Annotated in this window: 12 protein-coding genes; 9 read left to right on the top strand and 3 right to left on the bottom strand. The window is 63.6% G+C overall.

What is annotated here, in order from left to right:
• Nucleotides 1–67 precede the first annotated feature (67 nt).
• The 3 genes from NDK18_RS08865 (at nt 68) to NDK18_RS08855 (ending at nt 5,170) form a co-directional block, all read left to right on the top strand.
• Nucleotides 68–3,088: a DEAD/DEAH box helicase gene (locus NDK18_RS08865; protein WP_250627556.1), complete on the top strand. Its 3,021-nt coding sequence runs from the start codon at nt 68–70 to the stop codon at nt 3,086–3,088.
• A gap of 390 nt (nt 3,089–3,478) precedes the next feature.
• Nucleotides 3,479–4,033, top strand: coding sequence for a hypothetical protein (locus NDK18_RS08860; RefSeq protein WP_250627555.1), 555 nt, complete (start codon nt 3,479–3,481; stop codon nt 4,031–4,033).
• A gap of 126 nt (nt 4,034–4,159) precedes the next feature.
• Nucleotides 4,160–5,170 carry a M23 family metallopeptidase gene (locus tag NDK18_RS08855; RefSeq protein WP_250627554.1) on the top strand — a complete coding sequence of 337 codons (1,011 nt, stop codon included), beginning with the start codon at nt 4,160–4,162 and terminating at the stop codon, nt 5,168–5,170.
• Between the two features lie 189 nt (nt 5,171–5,359).
• Here the strand turns inward: NDK18_RS08855 and NDK18_RS08850 are convergent, their stop codons facing one another.
• From NDK18_RS08850 to NDK18_RS08840, 3 genes are all read right to left on the bottom strand, one after another.
• Nucleotides 5,360–5,749, bottom strand: a complete 390-nt coding sequence (locus NDK18_RS08850; protein WP_250627553.1) for a cupin domain-containing protein — start codon at nt 5,747–5,749, stop codon at nt 5,360–5,362.
• Nucleotides 5,750–5,767: 18 nt separating this feature from the next.
• Nucleotides 5,768–6,586 carry a hypothetical protein gene (locus tag NDK18_RS08845; protein ID WP_250627552.1) on the bottom strand — a complete coding sequence of 273 codons (819 nt, stop codon included), beginning with the start codon at nt 6,584–6,586 and terminating at the stop codon, nt 5,768–5,770.
• Nucleotides 6,587–6,810: 224 nt separating this feature from the next.
• Nucleotides 6,811–7,470, bottom strand: coding sequence for a zinc ribbon domain-containing protein (locus tag NDK18_RS08840; RefSeq protein WP_250624656.1), 660 nt, complete (start codon nt 7,468–7,470; stop codon nt 6,811–6,813).
• 153 nt (nt 7,471–7,623) lie between these two features.
• Here NDK18_RS08840 and NDK18_RS08835 point away from each other — a divergent pair, with 153 nt between their 5' ends.
• Genes NDK18_RS08835 through NDK18_RS08810 form a run of 6 tightly spaced genes read left to right on the top strand, consistent with a single transcriptional unit; the run spans nt 7,624 to nt 12,738 of the window.
• Nucleotides 7,624–8,622, top strand: a complete 999-nt coding sequence (locus NDK18_RS08835) for an alpha/beta fold hydrolase (RefSeq protein WP_250627551.1) — start codon at nt 7,624–7,626, stop codon at nt 8,620–8,622.
• 32 nt (nt 8,623–8,654) lie between these two features.
• Nucleotides 8,655–9,059, top strand: a complete 405-nt coding sequence (locus tag NDK18_RS08830) for a hypothetical protein (RefSeq protein WP_250624658.1) — start codon at nt 8,655–8,657, stop codon at nt 9,057–9,059.
• Nucleotides 9,056–9,250: a helix-turn-helix transcriptional regulator gene (locus tag NDK18_RS08825; protein WP_250624659.1), complete on the top strand. Its 195-nt coding sequence runs from the start codon at nt 9,056–9,058 to the stop codon at nt 9,248–9,250. Before NDK18_RS08830 ends, NDK18_RS08825 begins: the two co-directional genes overlap by 4 nt.
• Before the next feature lie 7 nt (nt 9,251–9,257).
• Entirely contained in the window at nt 9,258–10,835 is a 1,578-nt protein-coding gene (locus tag NDK18_RS08820) for an alpha/beta fold hydrolase (protein WP_250627550.1), read from the top strand.
• Nucleotides 10,832–11,566: an ABC transporter ATP-binding protein gene (locus NDK18_RS08815; protein WP_250624661.1), complete on the top strand. Its 735-nt coding sequence runs from the start codon at nt 10,832–10,834 to the stop codon at nt 11,564–11,566. The genes NDK18_RS08820 and NDK18_RS08815 overlap by 4 nt, the downstream gene beginning before the upstream one ends.
• The gene (locus tag NDK18_RS08810) at nt 11,563–12,738 is read left to right on the top strand and encodes an ABC transporter permease (RefSeq protein ID WP_250624662.1); all 1,176 of its coding nucleotides are present in this window, start codon (nt 11,563–11,565) and stop codon (nt 12,736–12,738) included. The genes NDK18_RS08815 and NDK18_RS08810 overlap by 4 nt, the downstream gene beginning before the upstream one ends.
• Nucleotides 12,739–12,764 lie beyond the last annotated feature (26 nt).

The raw sequence follows: 12,764 nt of genomic DNA, 5'->3' as shown, positions 1-12,764 counted from the left end.
AGGTCGTGGCAGTACTTTCATCCGCCCCTGCTAAGCTGGTTCTTTTGCGAATCGCGACCGGCGGCCGATGCAACAACCCAGCGGCAAACGAAGCCAGGGCCTGACCCACGCCAGTGGGCATGGCGAAGCCTTGCCCGTCGCCTGGAAGCGCATGCTCGATCCGGTACCCGCACCCGCCGCCGAACACGTGGTGCTGGGCTTCTTCCTGGAAATGGTCAACGACGAGAACGAGGCGGCCGGCCGGCTTGAGGCCGCTCCCGTGTTGCTTACCGTTCTTGCCCAGGGTCGTTACGCGCGCCCGACGCCGCTCGATGGCAAGCATCTGCCCACCGCGGCGCTCACCGTGGCTGAAATCCGCCTCGCCGCCACGGTGTTGGGCCTGGGCCAAACTGTGCGCAAGGGCCGCACGTATGCACGCTTGTCCGCCCACCTGGGCGACGCCCTGCTCGCTGAGATGCTCGACACGGCGCCATGTTTCTTTGGCGGCACGGCGGGCCTTCACCTTTCGCGCGGCAAGGCCCGCCCGCTGGGCTGGCGCTGGCTACTGGAGAAAGACGGCCGCCAGCGCCTGCTGCCGGTGCTTCCCACCAGCCAGCGTCTGCTGCGCATCGAGCACCTGTGGTACCTCGATGCCGAGCATGCCGAGATGGGCATCTTAGAAGGCGGCCTGGAAGAAACCGCGTGGCTCGACCTGCCGCCGCTGTCGCCGGAACATTCGCAGGCGATGCGCCACGCACTGGCCGAAGGCGGCCGTGAATCGCGCGTGCCGGCACCCCAGGTGTTCGACGGTGTGCGCCGCGCCTCCTTGCCGCCGCAGCCTGTAGTGGTCCTGCATGCGCTGACACGCCATGCGCGCCTTGCTGTCGGCACACCACCGTTGGCTTACGCACGCCTGGCCTTCGATTACGCCGGCGAGCGTCTGCCCGGTCGTGGCGGTGAGCCGTTGGTGCGTCGCGTTCGCTCCGGATCGCTGGTAGAAATCACCCGCCGCCGCGCGGAGGAGCTGGCCAGCATGGAGCACCTGGAAGCAGCGGGCCTGAACCCCGCCGTGGACACCGAGGGCCTGCCCTGGGACATGGCCGACACCCTGCCCGACGACGCGTGGCTGTTCCCCGGCAAGGGATATGCCGGCGCCCTGGAAGTGAACACGCCGGCGCGCTGGCTGGCCTTGCGTGCAAGGCTGGAAGCGGACGGCTTCCACATCGAATACGCGCCCAGCTTCCCATTCGAGGTGCTTGAAGGCCCCGTGCGCTGGTATGGCAAGGCGGCCGAAGACGACGCCGACCACGCCTTCGACCTGGAGATCGGCATCGAGGTGGAAGGCAAGCGGGTGAACCTGCTGCCGGCGGTGGCGCAGGCCTTGGCCGAACATCAGTTCTCACTGAGCCCCGGTGCCAGCGAGGCGGACGACGCTGTGTGGTATGCGCCCGTCGACGATCGTCGACGCGTGCCGGTGCGATTGAAGGACCTGCGCGGTCTGCTGGCACCGCTGGCCGAATACCTCGAACGCCCGAAGCAGTCGTTGCATTTGCCGCGTGTGCAGGCCGGACGCCTGGAAGAACTGGCGCTGGCGCTGCCTGCCGGCGGGTCGTTCGAGGCCCCTGAGCGCCTGCGTGGATTCACCCAACGCCTGCGCGATGCCGGCGAACGCGCCAGTGATGCCGTGCCCGAAGCCTTGCAGGCAGAGTTGCGCCCCTACCAGCGCGAAGGCCTGCGCTGGTTGAACGCGCTGGCCGAAGCGGAAGTGGGCGGCGTGCTGGCTGATGACATGGGCCTGGGTAAAACCCTGCAGCTGATCGCCCATCTGCTTAGCCTGAAGGAAAGCGGCTCGCTTACGTCGCCGGCCCTGATCGTGGTGCCGACCAGCCTGATCCCGAACTGGATCGCCGAGACCGCGCGTTTCGCACCTTCCTTGAGCTTGCTGGCATTGCACGGTCCGCAGCGCGCCGAAGGTTTCGCGCAGCTGGGCACCTTCGACATCGTCCTTACCAGTTATGCGCTGCTGCCGCGCGATGTGGCCGCGCTGAAGAAGCAGCCGTTCGCGTTGGTCGTGCTGGATGAAGCGCAGCAGGTGAAGAACCCGCGCACCCAGGCGCGTCGCGCGCTGCTGTCGCTGCAGGCGCCGCGCTGCCTGTGCCTCACCGGCACGCCGCTGGAAAACCACCTGGGCGAACTGTGGTCGCAGATCGACCTGGCCGTGCCGGGCCTGCTTGGCGACGAAGGTGCCTTCCGCCGCCACTACCGCGGACCGATCGAGAAACAGCACGACCTGGAAGTGCAGGAGCGCCTGAACCGTCGCATCGCGCCGTTCATCCTGCGCCGCACGAAGGCGCAGGTGGCGTCCGAGCTTCCGGCCAAGACCGAGATCACCCGTCGCGTGGTGTTCGAAGGCCGCCAGCGCGAGCTTTACGAAAGCCTGCGTCTTTCCCTGTCGGAAGAATTGCGTGACGTCATCGCCCAGCGCGGCATCGCCCACAGCGGCATCGTGGTACTCGATGCGCTGCTGAAGCTGCGCCAGGTATGTTGCGACCCGCGCCTGGTGAAACTGGAAGCGGCGCGCGGCGTGCGCGAATCGGCAAAGTTCGAACTGCTGATGGACATGTTGCCGAACCTGCTGGCCGAAGGCCGGCGCGTGCTGCTGTTCAGCCAGTTCACCGAAATGCTGAAGCTGATCGCCCACGAACTCGATCGCCGCCGCATCTCCTATGTCACCCTCACCGGTGAAACGCGCGACCGCGCCGAACCCGTGCAGCGTTTCCAGGCCGGCGAAGTGCCGCTGTTCCTGCTGTCGCTCAAAGCCGGCGGCGTGGGCTTGAACCTCACCGCCGCCGACACCGTGATCCACTACGACCCGTGGTGGAATCCCGCCGCCGAAGCCCAGGCCTCCGACCGCGCCCATCGCATCGGCCAGGACAAGCCCGTGTTCGTCTTCCGCCTGATCACCGCCAACACGGTGGAAGAGCGTATCGAGGAACTGAAGGCGCGCAAGGCGGAACTGGCGCATGCGGTGCTGGAGGGTGGCGGCAGCCGCGAGAAGCTCAGCTTCGACCAGAGTGATCTGGATGCGTTGTTGGCGCCTGCGGGGTAGCTGGCAACCATCACCAGGGTCATCCGCTAGACGGACTGTGCCTGGCCACGACGCGCGACCACTAGGCGATAGCTAGGGGTCAGAGTCAATGGATGACTCACTCGACGTGCTCTTTGCGGAAACTTCCGTTCGTTTTCCTGCGCACATTTGCGACCGTTCCGATAGAGATGCCGCGGCGACTTTGGCAACATCGGCGGGCCGCCTTGAGCGGCCAGGGTTCAAACCCCTGCATCGATGGAGTCGCACGCGCACGATGGTGCGCGTCGGCTTCTTATCGTCCATCTTTGCGGTGGGCGTGTCGGAAGGGTTCGTCCCTGGCCGTTCATCGATGCGGAGTTTGAACCGACACGCCCGCCACCTTTATCTGAAGGTGGCCTCGCCGGAGACCGCATGGACGCGTCATCAGATGCAGACTTTCAGATCTTTTTTCGCTCTTACGAAGAACTTGTCGAACTGATCGGTCGATGCGTCGGCGCGTGCATCGCGCCCGAATGCCATGCGGGTATGGAACTCATGCTCGAGCGCCTGGAGTTTCGTGATCGCCTGGGTTTCATCCTCGACTTCCTGAGCGCCACGATGGGCAAGCGTCATCCGCTGACGCAAGAGTTCAAGCAGTGGCGCCGCGACCTCACCGACGTAAACCAGCGGTGGCATTCCACCGTTCGCCTAGAACGCCGCATTGGCCTGGTCCGGAAGGACACGATCCGGCTCGAGATCCACAAGGAATTTGCTGCCGGGTGGGTGAAGCAACTACGGTCGATATCGCTGCGCGAGCCGTCGCTTGAGATGTTCCATAACATCCAGAAACAGAAGCGGGCCGCCCGGGTGGCGAATGGAACGGAAAGCGCGATTGCCCCGTTGCCCGACGTGCCTGATGACCATGCTTGTCCGAGCGCCGACGTGCAAGCGGAGTTCGCGGCCTTGAGTGCGCTACTCATTCGCTAGGGCGAAGCAGACTAGCGCCGTAGTGGCGCCAAGGCATCCCGGCGCAAGCAACCTGTGATCCTACATAAGTTCATCCATGGATGACTGCGCACGCGAGTGCGGCGGCGTAGTTTGGTTTCTGCTCGCATGGAATTTCGCGCGAGCCACACCTCGACTATTCATCAAGGAAGGAAGCCAATCATGTACAGCAAAATATTGCGAGCCGCGGTCGCCTTCGCGGCGCTGGTGGGCGCTGCTACAGTCCATGCCACGACAGACGTCACGGGCGATCTTGAACGTATTGCCCGGGACGCTTTCATCCAGAGCGACACAGCCTTTCCCTCATCGCTCGGTGCTCCCGCCGATGGCGACCTCCTCGTCGAAGTGCTGAAGCAGGATGCAACCTCGCAGTACGTGATGGGCAGCGTCACGAGAAAACTGCCACTGGACATCCACGGCACGCCGCCCACTGCGTTCTTCTTTGCCCAGCGTGCGGCGGACGGATGGAAGCTTGGCATGTCGGGCCAGGAAGCATTCCTCGAAGCATTGGACGCCATGCCTGACACATTGGTAAGTGTCGACGAGCGTCGGATCTGGGCCAATCAACACCTGGCGTCCACGACTGCACCACTTGCCACCGCCACCGGCATCGGCCTGCCGTGGCCTGTGAACCAGGGCTGGCAGATGACCGCCGGTATACACGGCCATGTCCCCAATCAGCGGCCGTTCAATTCCGTCGACCTATGGTCATTCAATGGCCGGGTACTCGCCCCGAAGGCGGGTATTTACTACACCACATGCAACCTCGGGGGCAGTGCGCTGGCGCACGTCGTCCACGACAACGGTTACACCACAACCTATTACCACATGGAAAACATGCCCAGCATCGCCGACGGCACGCGCATCGATGCGGGAACCTTTCTTGGATATGTCGGCAATGCGTTGCCTTGTGGTGGCTCAAGTTCGGGCGCTCACGTACATATGTCTTTGGAGTATGGCAATCGTGCAACGGCCTTGGACGGCAAGGTCCTCGGCGGCTGGACCTTTCATGAAGGCTGGTTCCCGTATCAGGGTTATCTAAGCCGCGGCAATCAGAGGATCCAGCCAGGTTCCCGTACGCTTGTAACCAACTACGGGGAAGACGATCCAGGGATGTAGATTCATCCTGACCAGAGCCGGCCCGCTCCATGCAGTCGGGCCGGCTCGATATTCGACAGTCAATCCGCCTTCCCGCATTCCGGACAAAACATCCTCTCGAACAGATGCGACCGTCCCATGTGTTTCAGTTGGACGAACTGTAGGCATTGCCACCGACATCCGCGCCTGGCGAGTCATCAGGATGGATCGTTAGGCACCAGGTAGCTCAAGGCTATGATCGGTCGGTTCCGGCGTGACGCCCAGCAACTTGAGGTGCGAGGAGCCTTCGAAGCGATGCCAGCAGTTCTGTGGCACCACCACAAGCTCTCCAGAGTTCAGGCTGACCCGATGTTCTTCACCGTCTACAAGGAGTACGACGGTTGTGCTCCCTTCGAGGGACATCACGATCTCATCCCCTCCCGGATGACGCTCCCACTCGCTGTCGCCGGAATAGTAACCAACAGAGATTGCTCCATTTCGGTACGGTGCAACCTCCGCGAACGCCAGATCCGTCCCTCCGTTGAATGCCATCTCTGGAGTTCGATCGGATAGGTACGTAACCCCCTTAAGAATGTCGGCTAACGACTTCTTCTCGATCACAGCGACTGTTCCTTATGATCAGGCGACGGCGGGGGCGGGACTTTCCGTGCGAGGCGGCGCTACCACCCAGACGACGACGGCCGAAACCAGGGCAAGAGCGGTGAACATCCACAATCGACCCGTTGAAAGATCCCCGGGTGCAGGGGCAATCGCCGCCACGCTGTAGGCGATGTTCGACGCGGTATGGAAGAGCATGTTGGACAAGATATTTCGGCCGCCGCGGTGATAGGCCCAGGAGAACAGAAAGCGCATGGCCACCGTGGCAATGAAGAAAATGTAGAACGGCGTATACCCTTGTATGGCGCCCTTGGTCATGATGAAGAACAGTGGCAGATGCCACAGTGCCCAGACGGCCCCGAGGATCGCGGTTGAAGTCTTGAGGGGTAGAAACGCGTCGAACTTATCTGACAGCAGTGTCCAGCCATACTCCTCTGCCAGCGTCCCGCCCAGCACGAACAGGAATAGATAGCTGAGCGGGAATTCCGCCAGGGTCATGGTGAAGTGCGGTGCCTGGCCCGTCAGTCGCGCATGCGTCAACTCGACAACGATCGCCACTATCGGCATCAGGAAGAAGGAAACCAGGAAGACACTCCACCCCATTCGCGGATCGAAGCCGCGACGGTAAAAGCCCGTCATTCCCCGGAAGCCACCCTCGCTGAAGGTCGTCACGCCCGCGCCTATGAACGGGCCGAACGAGCCGATGAACATCATCGGCACAAGCAGATTTGGAAGCGAAATGAGCTTCTTACTGATCAGCCAGGCGACCAGCCAGAATGCCCAGGCGAACCCAAAGGCAACGACCAGGTAGAGCGTGATGGATCGCGAGTTCCGCATCATTCTGGTGCCCCCCCCCAAATGAATAGCGGTCGAGGCTGAAGCGAATGTCGACCCATTGCAACATCTTTGGGATGAGCGGGCGCGAAGTGCTGATGAGCGGTCGACATCGATCATCCATGCATTGCGCAATCGCACGAAATGACATGCCGCGCAATATCTTGCGTTGCGTGGGCTTGTAGAGCTACATGACCGGCCAACTCGATGTTCGATACCGGATCGTTAAGTCACGCCGCCTTCCCGCACTCCGGACAGAACTTGCTCCCCGCCGGAAGCGGCGTCGAACATCCCGCGCAGTTCTTCGCGGTGTTCAGTGCATGCCCGCAGTTCGGACAGAACTTTGCCCCGTGCGTTTCCGTCTCGCATTCGGGACACACCAACTGTCTGTCGGTGGCGACGTCCACTTTGGCGGCGCGTCCAACGCCTACTTCGCGTGCGTTTTCACGCGCCTGGGCAAGCAGTCCGTCATGCCGCGCGGCGCTCACCTCCGCGGCAAGATCCGGGGCACAGCGATTGCAGAGCCCCGACTCGGTGCTGAAGCACTTGTCGCAGGCATAGTCGTGGCATTTCGCGCAACGGTGGAAATGGGTCTTGGCGCGTTCGATCGCCTGGCGGAAGGCTTCGTCGCGGGCGTTACCCCAACCAGCGCGCGCGTAACCGTCGGCCGCTTCGTCCAGCACATTGCCGGCGCTGCCAAGGAGGGAGCTGGCCACGCCGCCCATGCGCTGCAGCCATCCGGCGGCCTGGGCGCTGCGGTAGGGTTCGAAGGGGGAACGCCAGGTATCGCGGCAGCATTCGCAATAGAACTCGAACTGGAAGCCGGCACCGGTGCCGTATTGCTGGCTTACGTCCGTGTAGTTATTCGAAAAGCTCAATTCTTCAGCCATGTATCCCCAACCCTTGCCAATACTTCAGGCTTGGGAGGTTACCTGCAACGTTTGGCAATTTCCTGAATCGACGAATATGTAAAGGACGCTTGACACACCGAGTTTCCAGGCGGATGATCCGTGTCAAGCACACTTTACATGAGGAGGATTGCCATGCGTACCCCGCTTCGCCACTTGCTCGCCCTGTCCCTTGCCACCCTGGCCGTGCCAGCTACCGCCGCCGCGATGTTTGGCGCCGCCATCCCGGCTTACGCCGACCCGCTTGCAGCCGCCACCCCGGCCCCGGGCCAGCTTGGCCCCGAATACGCCGCCAAGCCCAAAGCCACCTTCGAGGTCGGCACGCTCCATGTGCAGGTCTACGGCGACCACGGCCGCCCAGTGATCCTGGTGCCCGGCCTGGCCGGCGGCGCCTGGGTGTGGAAGGACACCATCGATGAGCTGCGCAAGGATCATCAGGTCTACGCCGTCACCCTGGCCGGCTTCGACGGCACCCCGGCCCCCGCCGGCGACGAAAGCTACTTCGACCGCGCCGACGCCTCTTTGGCACAACTGATCGAATCGAAGAAGCTCCAGAAGCCGGTGATCATCGGCCATAGCCTGGGCGGCACGTTGGCCCTGCGCTTCGCAGGCGAACACAGCGACCTGGTCGCCGGCGCCGTGGCGGTGGACGGCCTGCCCGTGTTCCCGGGGCTTGATGCCATGCCTGCCGAGCAGCGCCAGGCCATCTCCGCCAACCTGGCGCAAAAGATGGGCTCGGCCTCCGATGAAGACTTCAAGGCCCAGCAGCTGGGCTACATGCAGAAGATCGGCGTGATCGATCCGGCACTGGCGACGCGTTACGCGCCCTTCAACGCACGCAGCGACAAACACACTGTTGCGCGCTACATGGCCGAAGATGCCTCGGGCGACTGGCGCCCGCAGCTGGCCAAAGCCACCGTGCCCGTGCTTGAAATCGTTCCCTACAACACGCCTGATGCGCAGATGGGCCCGATGAAGGCCACGCAGGAGCAGAAGGTCGCTTACTACAAGGGCCTGCTGGGAACGGTGCCGAAAGCCAACGTGGTCGCTATCGCTCCCTCGCGGCATTACGTCATGCTTGACCAGCCCGCCCAGTTCAAGAAAACGCTGGCAGATTTCCTCCACAGTCTGTAAATACCGGGCGGCAACCACCGGGGATGTATCACATGCGCCAGATCGACAAACGCTACCTACGCGAGTTCCTGCCAGCCATGGCCGCCTACGTGATCGTGATGCTGATGATCTGGCCGAAGGTCGACAGCGTGGACATCCCGGTGCTGAAAGTGGCGGCGGCACTGGCGCCGATGTTGCCCCTGGCGTTTGCAGCCTGGGCCTTCATCCGGCGCGTGGTGGCATCGGACGAACTGGAAAGGCAGATGCACCTGATGGCGCTGTCGATCGCGGTGTGTGTGGTGGGCATGGCCTGCATGGCGCTCGGTTTCCTGGCCAGCGCGAAGATCCTGTCCGTTCCGGGCGGGCTCTTCACCTGGGTGTTGCCGGCGCTGATCGGCGTGTATGGCGTGGCGATGTGGCTCACCTCGCGCCGCTATGGCAATCCAGGATTTCCGTGATCAACCACGTTCGCGAACTTCGTACCGAGCGCGGCTGGTCGCAAGCTGACCTCGCTGACCGACTGGACGTCTCGCGACAGACGGTGAACGCAATCGAGACCGGCAAGTACGATCCCAGCCTGCCGCTGGCCTTCAAGATCGCGCGCCTCTTCGCGCTGTCGATCGAAACCATTTTCGAACCGGGGGAATAAAGCCCGCATGAAAAGTCGCGCACGTATATCGCTCATCGTCGTGGTGGTGATCGCGATCCTGGCAAGCCAGCACTTCCGCCATAAGGACGCCTCGCCGCTTCACGAGGAACCCGCCAGCGCCAGCACGGCGGCGCTGGTGGCCCCGGTGAAACCCGCGCCTGAACGCACCTGGCAGGTGGGCTCGCTCACCTTGAAGCCTTGCTCGCTCGGCCAGCCCAACAGCGGTATGTCTACCGCCGCCTGGTGCGCCCCGCTGGACGTACCTGAAGACCGCGCCAACCCCAACGGGCGGCACATCAAGCTCAATCTGGCCTTGTTGCGCTCCAGCGCGCAGGCTCCCAAGAGCGATCCGGTGGTGATGCTGGCCGGTGGCCCCGGCCAGGCGGCCACCGAGAGCTATCCCGCCGTGGCCGCGGCCTTCGCGCCGCTGCTGGCGCATCGAAACGTGCTGTTGATCGACCAGCGTGGCACGGGGCATTCGCACCCGCTGCAATGCGGCGGGGAAGAAAAGGGCGCCGGCGGCATCGACGACAGCAGCTCCAGCTACGATGAAAAGGCCTTGCGCAAGGAAACCCAGGCTTGCCTGGACGAAGTCAGCAAGGGCGCCGATCCCCGCTTCTACACCACGACCGATGCCATTGCAGACCTCGAAGACGCCCGCAAGGCGCTGGGTTCCCCTCAATTCAACTTGATAGGAATTTCCTACGGCACGCGCGTGGCACAGCGTTATGCCGCCGAGCATCCGGAGGGCGTGCGCAGCCTCGTGCTCGATGGCGTGGCGCCCAATTCACTGGTGCTTGGCGAGGAGTTCGCGGTGAACCTGGACGCCGCGCTGAAAGCCCAGTTCGCCCGCTGCACCGCCGACAAGGCCTGCCACGACCGCTTCGGCGATACCTACCAGACGCTCTACCAACTGCGTGACGCATTGCGCGCCAATCCGCACCAGGTGAGCTTCCGCGATCCGCAAACCTATGAATCGGTCAAGCGCAACCTCAACGAATTCGCACTCGCCACGGTGGTGCGCATGTTTGCCTATGGCCCGGAAACCGCGGCGCTGCTGCCGCTGTCGATCGACGCCGCCGCGCACGGCGACGTGGGCCCGCTGCTGGGGCAGGCCAAGCTTCTCACCGGCGACCTTGGCGACACCATGGACGGCGGCATGCAGTATTCGGTGATCTGCTCCGAAGACGCGGACCTGCTGACCTCGCGACCGCAGGATGCCGACACCATCCTGGGCGACAAGATGATCGAGGCCTTCAAGACGGCCTGCTCGATCTGGCCGCATGGCACGCGCCCGGCGGGTTTCCACGATCCGCTCAAGAGCGACAAGCCCGCGCTGCTGCTGTCGGGCCAGTACGACCCGGTCACGCCGCCGCGCTACGGCGACGAAGTGCTCAAGGGCCTGTCCAACGCGCGTCACCTGGTGCTCAAGGGCCAGGGCCACAACGTAATCGGCCGCGGCTGCATGCCGCGCGTAGTGGACGACTTCATCGACAAGCTCTCGCCCAAAACGCTGGACACCGCCTGCCTTGAGCGGGTGGGGCCGATTCCCGTCTTCGTCGGATTCAACGGAGCCACGCCATGATCGAGGTCAAGTCCCTGCACAAGGCGTTCGGCACGGTGAAGGCCGTGGACGGCGTCAGCTTCACCGCCCGCGACGGGCAGATCACGGGCCTGTTGGGTCCCAATGGCGCGGGTAAGACCACCACCCTGCGCATGCTCTACACGCTGATGAATCCCGACCAGGGCCAGGTGCTGGTGGATGGCGTGGACGCCGCCCGTGATCCTCTGTCCGTGCGCCGCTCCCTTGGCGTATTGCCCGACGCCCGTGGCCTCTACAAACGCCTGACCGCGCGGGAGAACATCGACTACTTCGCCCGCCTGCATGGCGTGCCCGAGGCCGATCTTGACCGCCGCCGCGATGCCCTGGTCAAAGCGCTTGAGATGGAAGACATCGCCGACCGGCGTACCGAAGGGTTCTCGCAAGGCCAGCGGGTGAAGACGGCGATCGCGCGCGCACTGATCCACGATCCGCGCAACGTGATCCTGGACGAACCTACCAACGGCCTGGACGTGATGGCCACGCGCGCCATGCGCCGCTTCATGTTCCAGCTGCGCGACGAAGGACGTTGCGTGCTGTTCTCAAGCCACATCATGCAGGAGGTGGGTGCGTTGTGTGACCGTATCGTGGTGATCGCCAAGGGCCGCGTGGTGGCCGATGAAACGCCCGACGCCCTGCGCAAGCAAACCGGCCAGGCCAACCTCGAGGACGCCTTCGTCAGCATCATCGGTACCGACGAGGGCCTTGCCGCATGAGTCCCTGGATCACGGTATTCCTCAAAGAGGTACGCGAGAACCTGCGCGACCGCCGCACCATCACCAGCGCATTGATCACCGGCCCCCTGCTGGGCCCGGTGATGTTCATCATGCTGATGAACATCGTGGTGAACCGGGAACTGGAAAAGGCCGACAAGCCGATCGCCGTGCCGGTGGTAGGCGCGCAGTACGCACCGAACTTCGTGGCGGCGATGAAGGGCATCGGCATCGACGCCAAGGCGCCGGTGAGCGATCCGGAAGGTGCCGTGGTGGCCCAGGAGGCCGACTTGGTATTGCGCATCTCGCCTGACTACGCCAAATCGTGGAGCAAGGGCGAGGGCGTGCAGGTGGAAGTGATCTACGACTCCTCCCAGCGCGATGCCAATACGGCGGTGCAGCGGGTGAGGCAGGCCATCGAGCTCTACGCCAAGCGCGAGGGCGCCATGCGGCTGATTGCCCGCGGCCTGTCGCCGACCACGGCGTGGCCTGTGCAGGTGGCCGACCGCGACCAGGCGACGTCGCAATCCCGCGCGGCGCTGATGTTCTCGTTCCTGCCTTACTTCTTCGTGCTGACGGTGTTCCTGGGCGGCATGTACCTGGCCATCGACCTCACCGCGGGCGAGCGCGAACGCCAGTCGCTGGAGCCCCTCTTCGCCAACCCCGTGCCCAGGTCGCAAATTCTTGCGGGAAAGCTGCTGGCGATCTGCGCGTTTTCCATGGTCAGCCTGTTGCTCACCCTGGCCGCGTTCTCCACGGCGGGCCTGTTCATCCCCTTCGATCGCATCGGCATGGTGCTGGACCTGGGGTTCCACTTCGCAGGCACCGTCTTGTTGCTGATGTTGCCGCTGGTGGTACTGCTGGCGGCCCTGCAGTCGATGGTGGCCGCGTTCGCCAAAAGCTATCGCGAAGCGCAGACCTATCTGTCCATCCTGATGATCATCCCCGTACTGCCCAGCGCCATGCTGTCGGTGCTGCCGATCAAGGCCGTCACCTGGATGTATGCGGTGCCGCTGTTGGGGCAGAACCTTGGCATCATCAAGGTGTTGCGTGGGCAGATGGTGACCGGGCAGGAGCTGGGCCTGGTGCTCGCCAGCGGCTTCGCGGCGGCTGCAGTGGCCATCGGCTTGACGGCCTGGCTGTACCGTTCCGAAAGGCTGGCGATCTCCGGATGACCAGGCGCTTGACACCCTCCTGGCGC

Origin of the sequence: Pinirhizobacter soli, from assembly GCF_015905305.1 — a bacterium.
GTDB classification, from domain to species: domain Bacteria; phylum Pseudomonadota; class Gammaproteobacteria; order Xanthomonadales; family Rhodanobacteraceae; genus Pinirhizobacter; species Pinirhizobacter soli.
Note: the sequence above shows the minus strand (reverse complement) of the source record. Positions and strands in the feature narration are given on the sequence as shown.

Bases quoted from the DNA above. Each gene is read 5' to 3' on its own strand.
- NDK18_RS08820 (WP_250627550.1), top strand. From the start codon at position 9,258: ATGAAAAGTCGCGCACGTATATCGCTCATCGTCGTGGTGGTGATCGCG.
- NDK18_RS08865 (WP_250627556.1), top strand. From the start codon at position 68: ATGCAACAACCCAGCGGCAAACGAAGCCAGGGCCTGACCCACGCCAGT.
- NDK18_RS08840 (WP_250624656.1), bottom strand. From the start codon at position 7,470: ATGGCTGAAGAATTGAGCTTTTCGAATAACTACACGGACGTAAGCCAG.
- NDK18_RS08815 (WP_250624661.1), top strand. From the start codon at position 10,832: ATGATCGAGGTCAAGTCCCTGCACAAGGCGTTCGGCACGGTGAAGGCC.
- NDK18_RS08845 (WP_250627552.1), bottom strand. From the start codon at position 6,586: ATGATGCGGAACTCGCGATCCATCACGCTCTACCTGGTCGTTGCCTTT.
- NDK18_RS08830 (WP_250624658.1), top strand. From the start codon at position 8,655: ATGCGCCAGATCGACAAACGCTACCTACGCGAGTTCCTGCCAGCCATG.
- NDK18_RS08810 (WP_250624662.1), top strand. From the start codon at position 11,563: ATGAGTCCCTGGATCACGGTATTCCTCAAAGAGGTACGCGAGAACCTG.
- NDK18_RS08835 (WP_250627551.1), top strand. From the start codon at position 7,624: ATGCGTACCCCGCTTCGCCACTTGCTCGCCCTGTCCCTTGCCACCCTG.
- NDK18_RS08860 (WP_250627555.1), top strand. From the start codon at position 3,479: ATGGACGCGTCATCAGATGCAGACTTTCAGATCTTTTTTCGCTCTTAC.
- NDK18_RS08855 (WP_250627554.1), top strand. From the start codon at position 4,160: ATGGAATTTCGCGCGAGCCACACCTCGACTATTCATCAAGGAAGGAAG.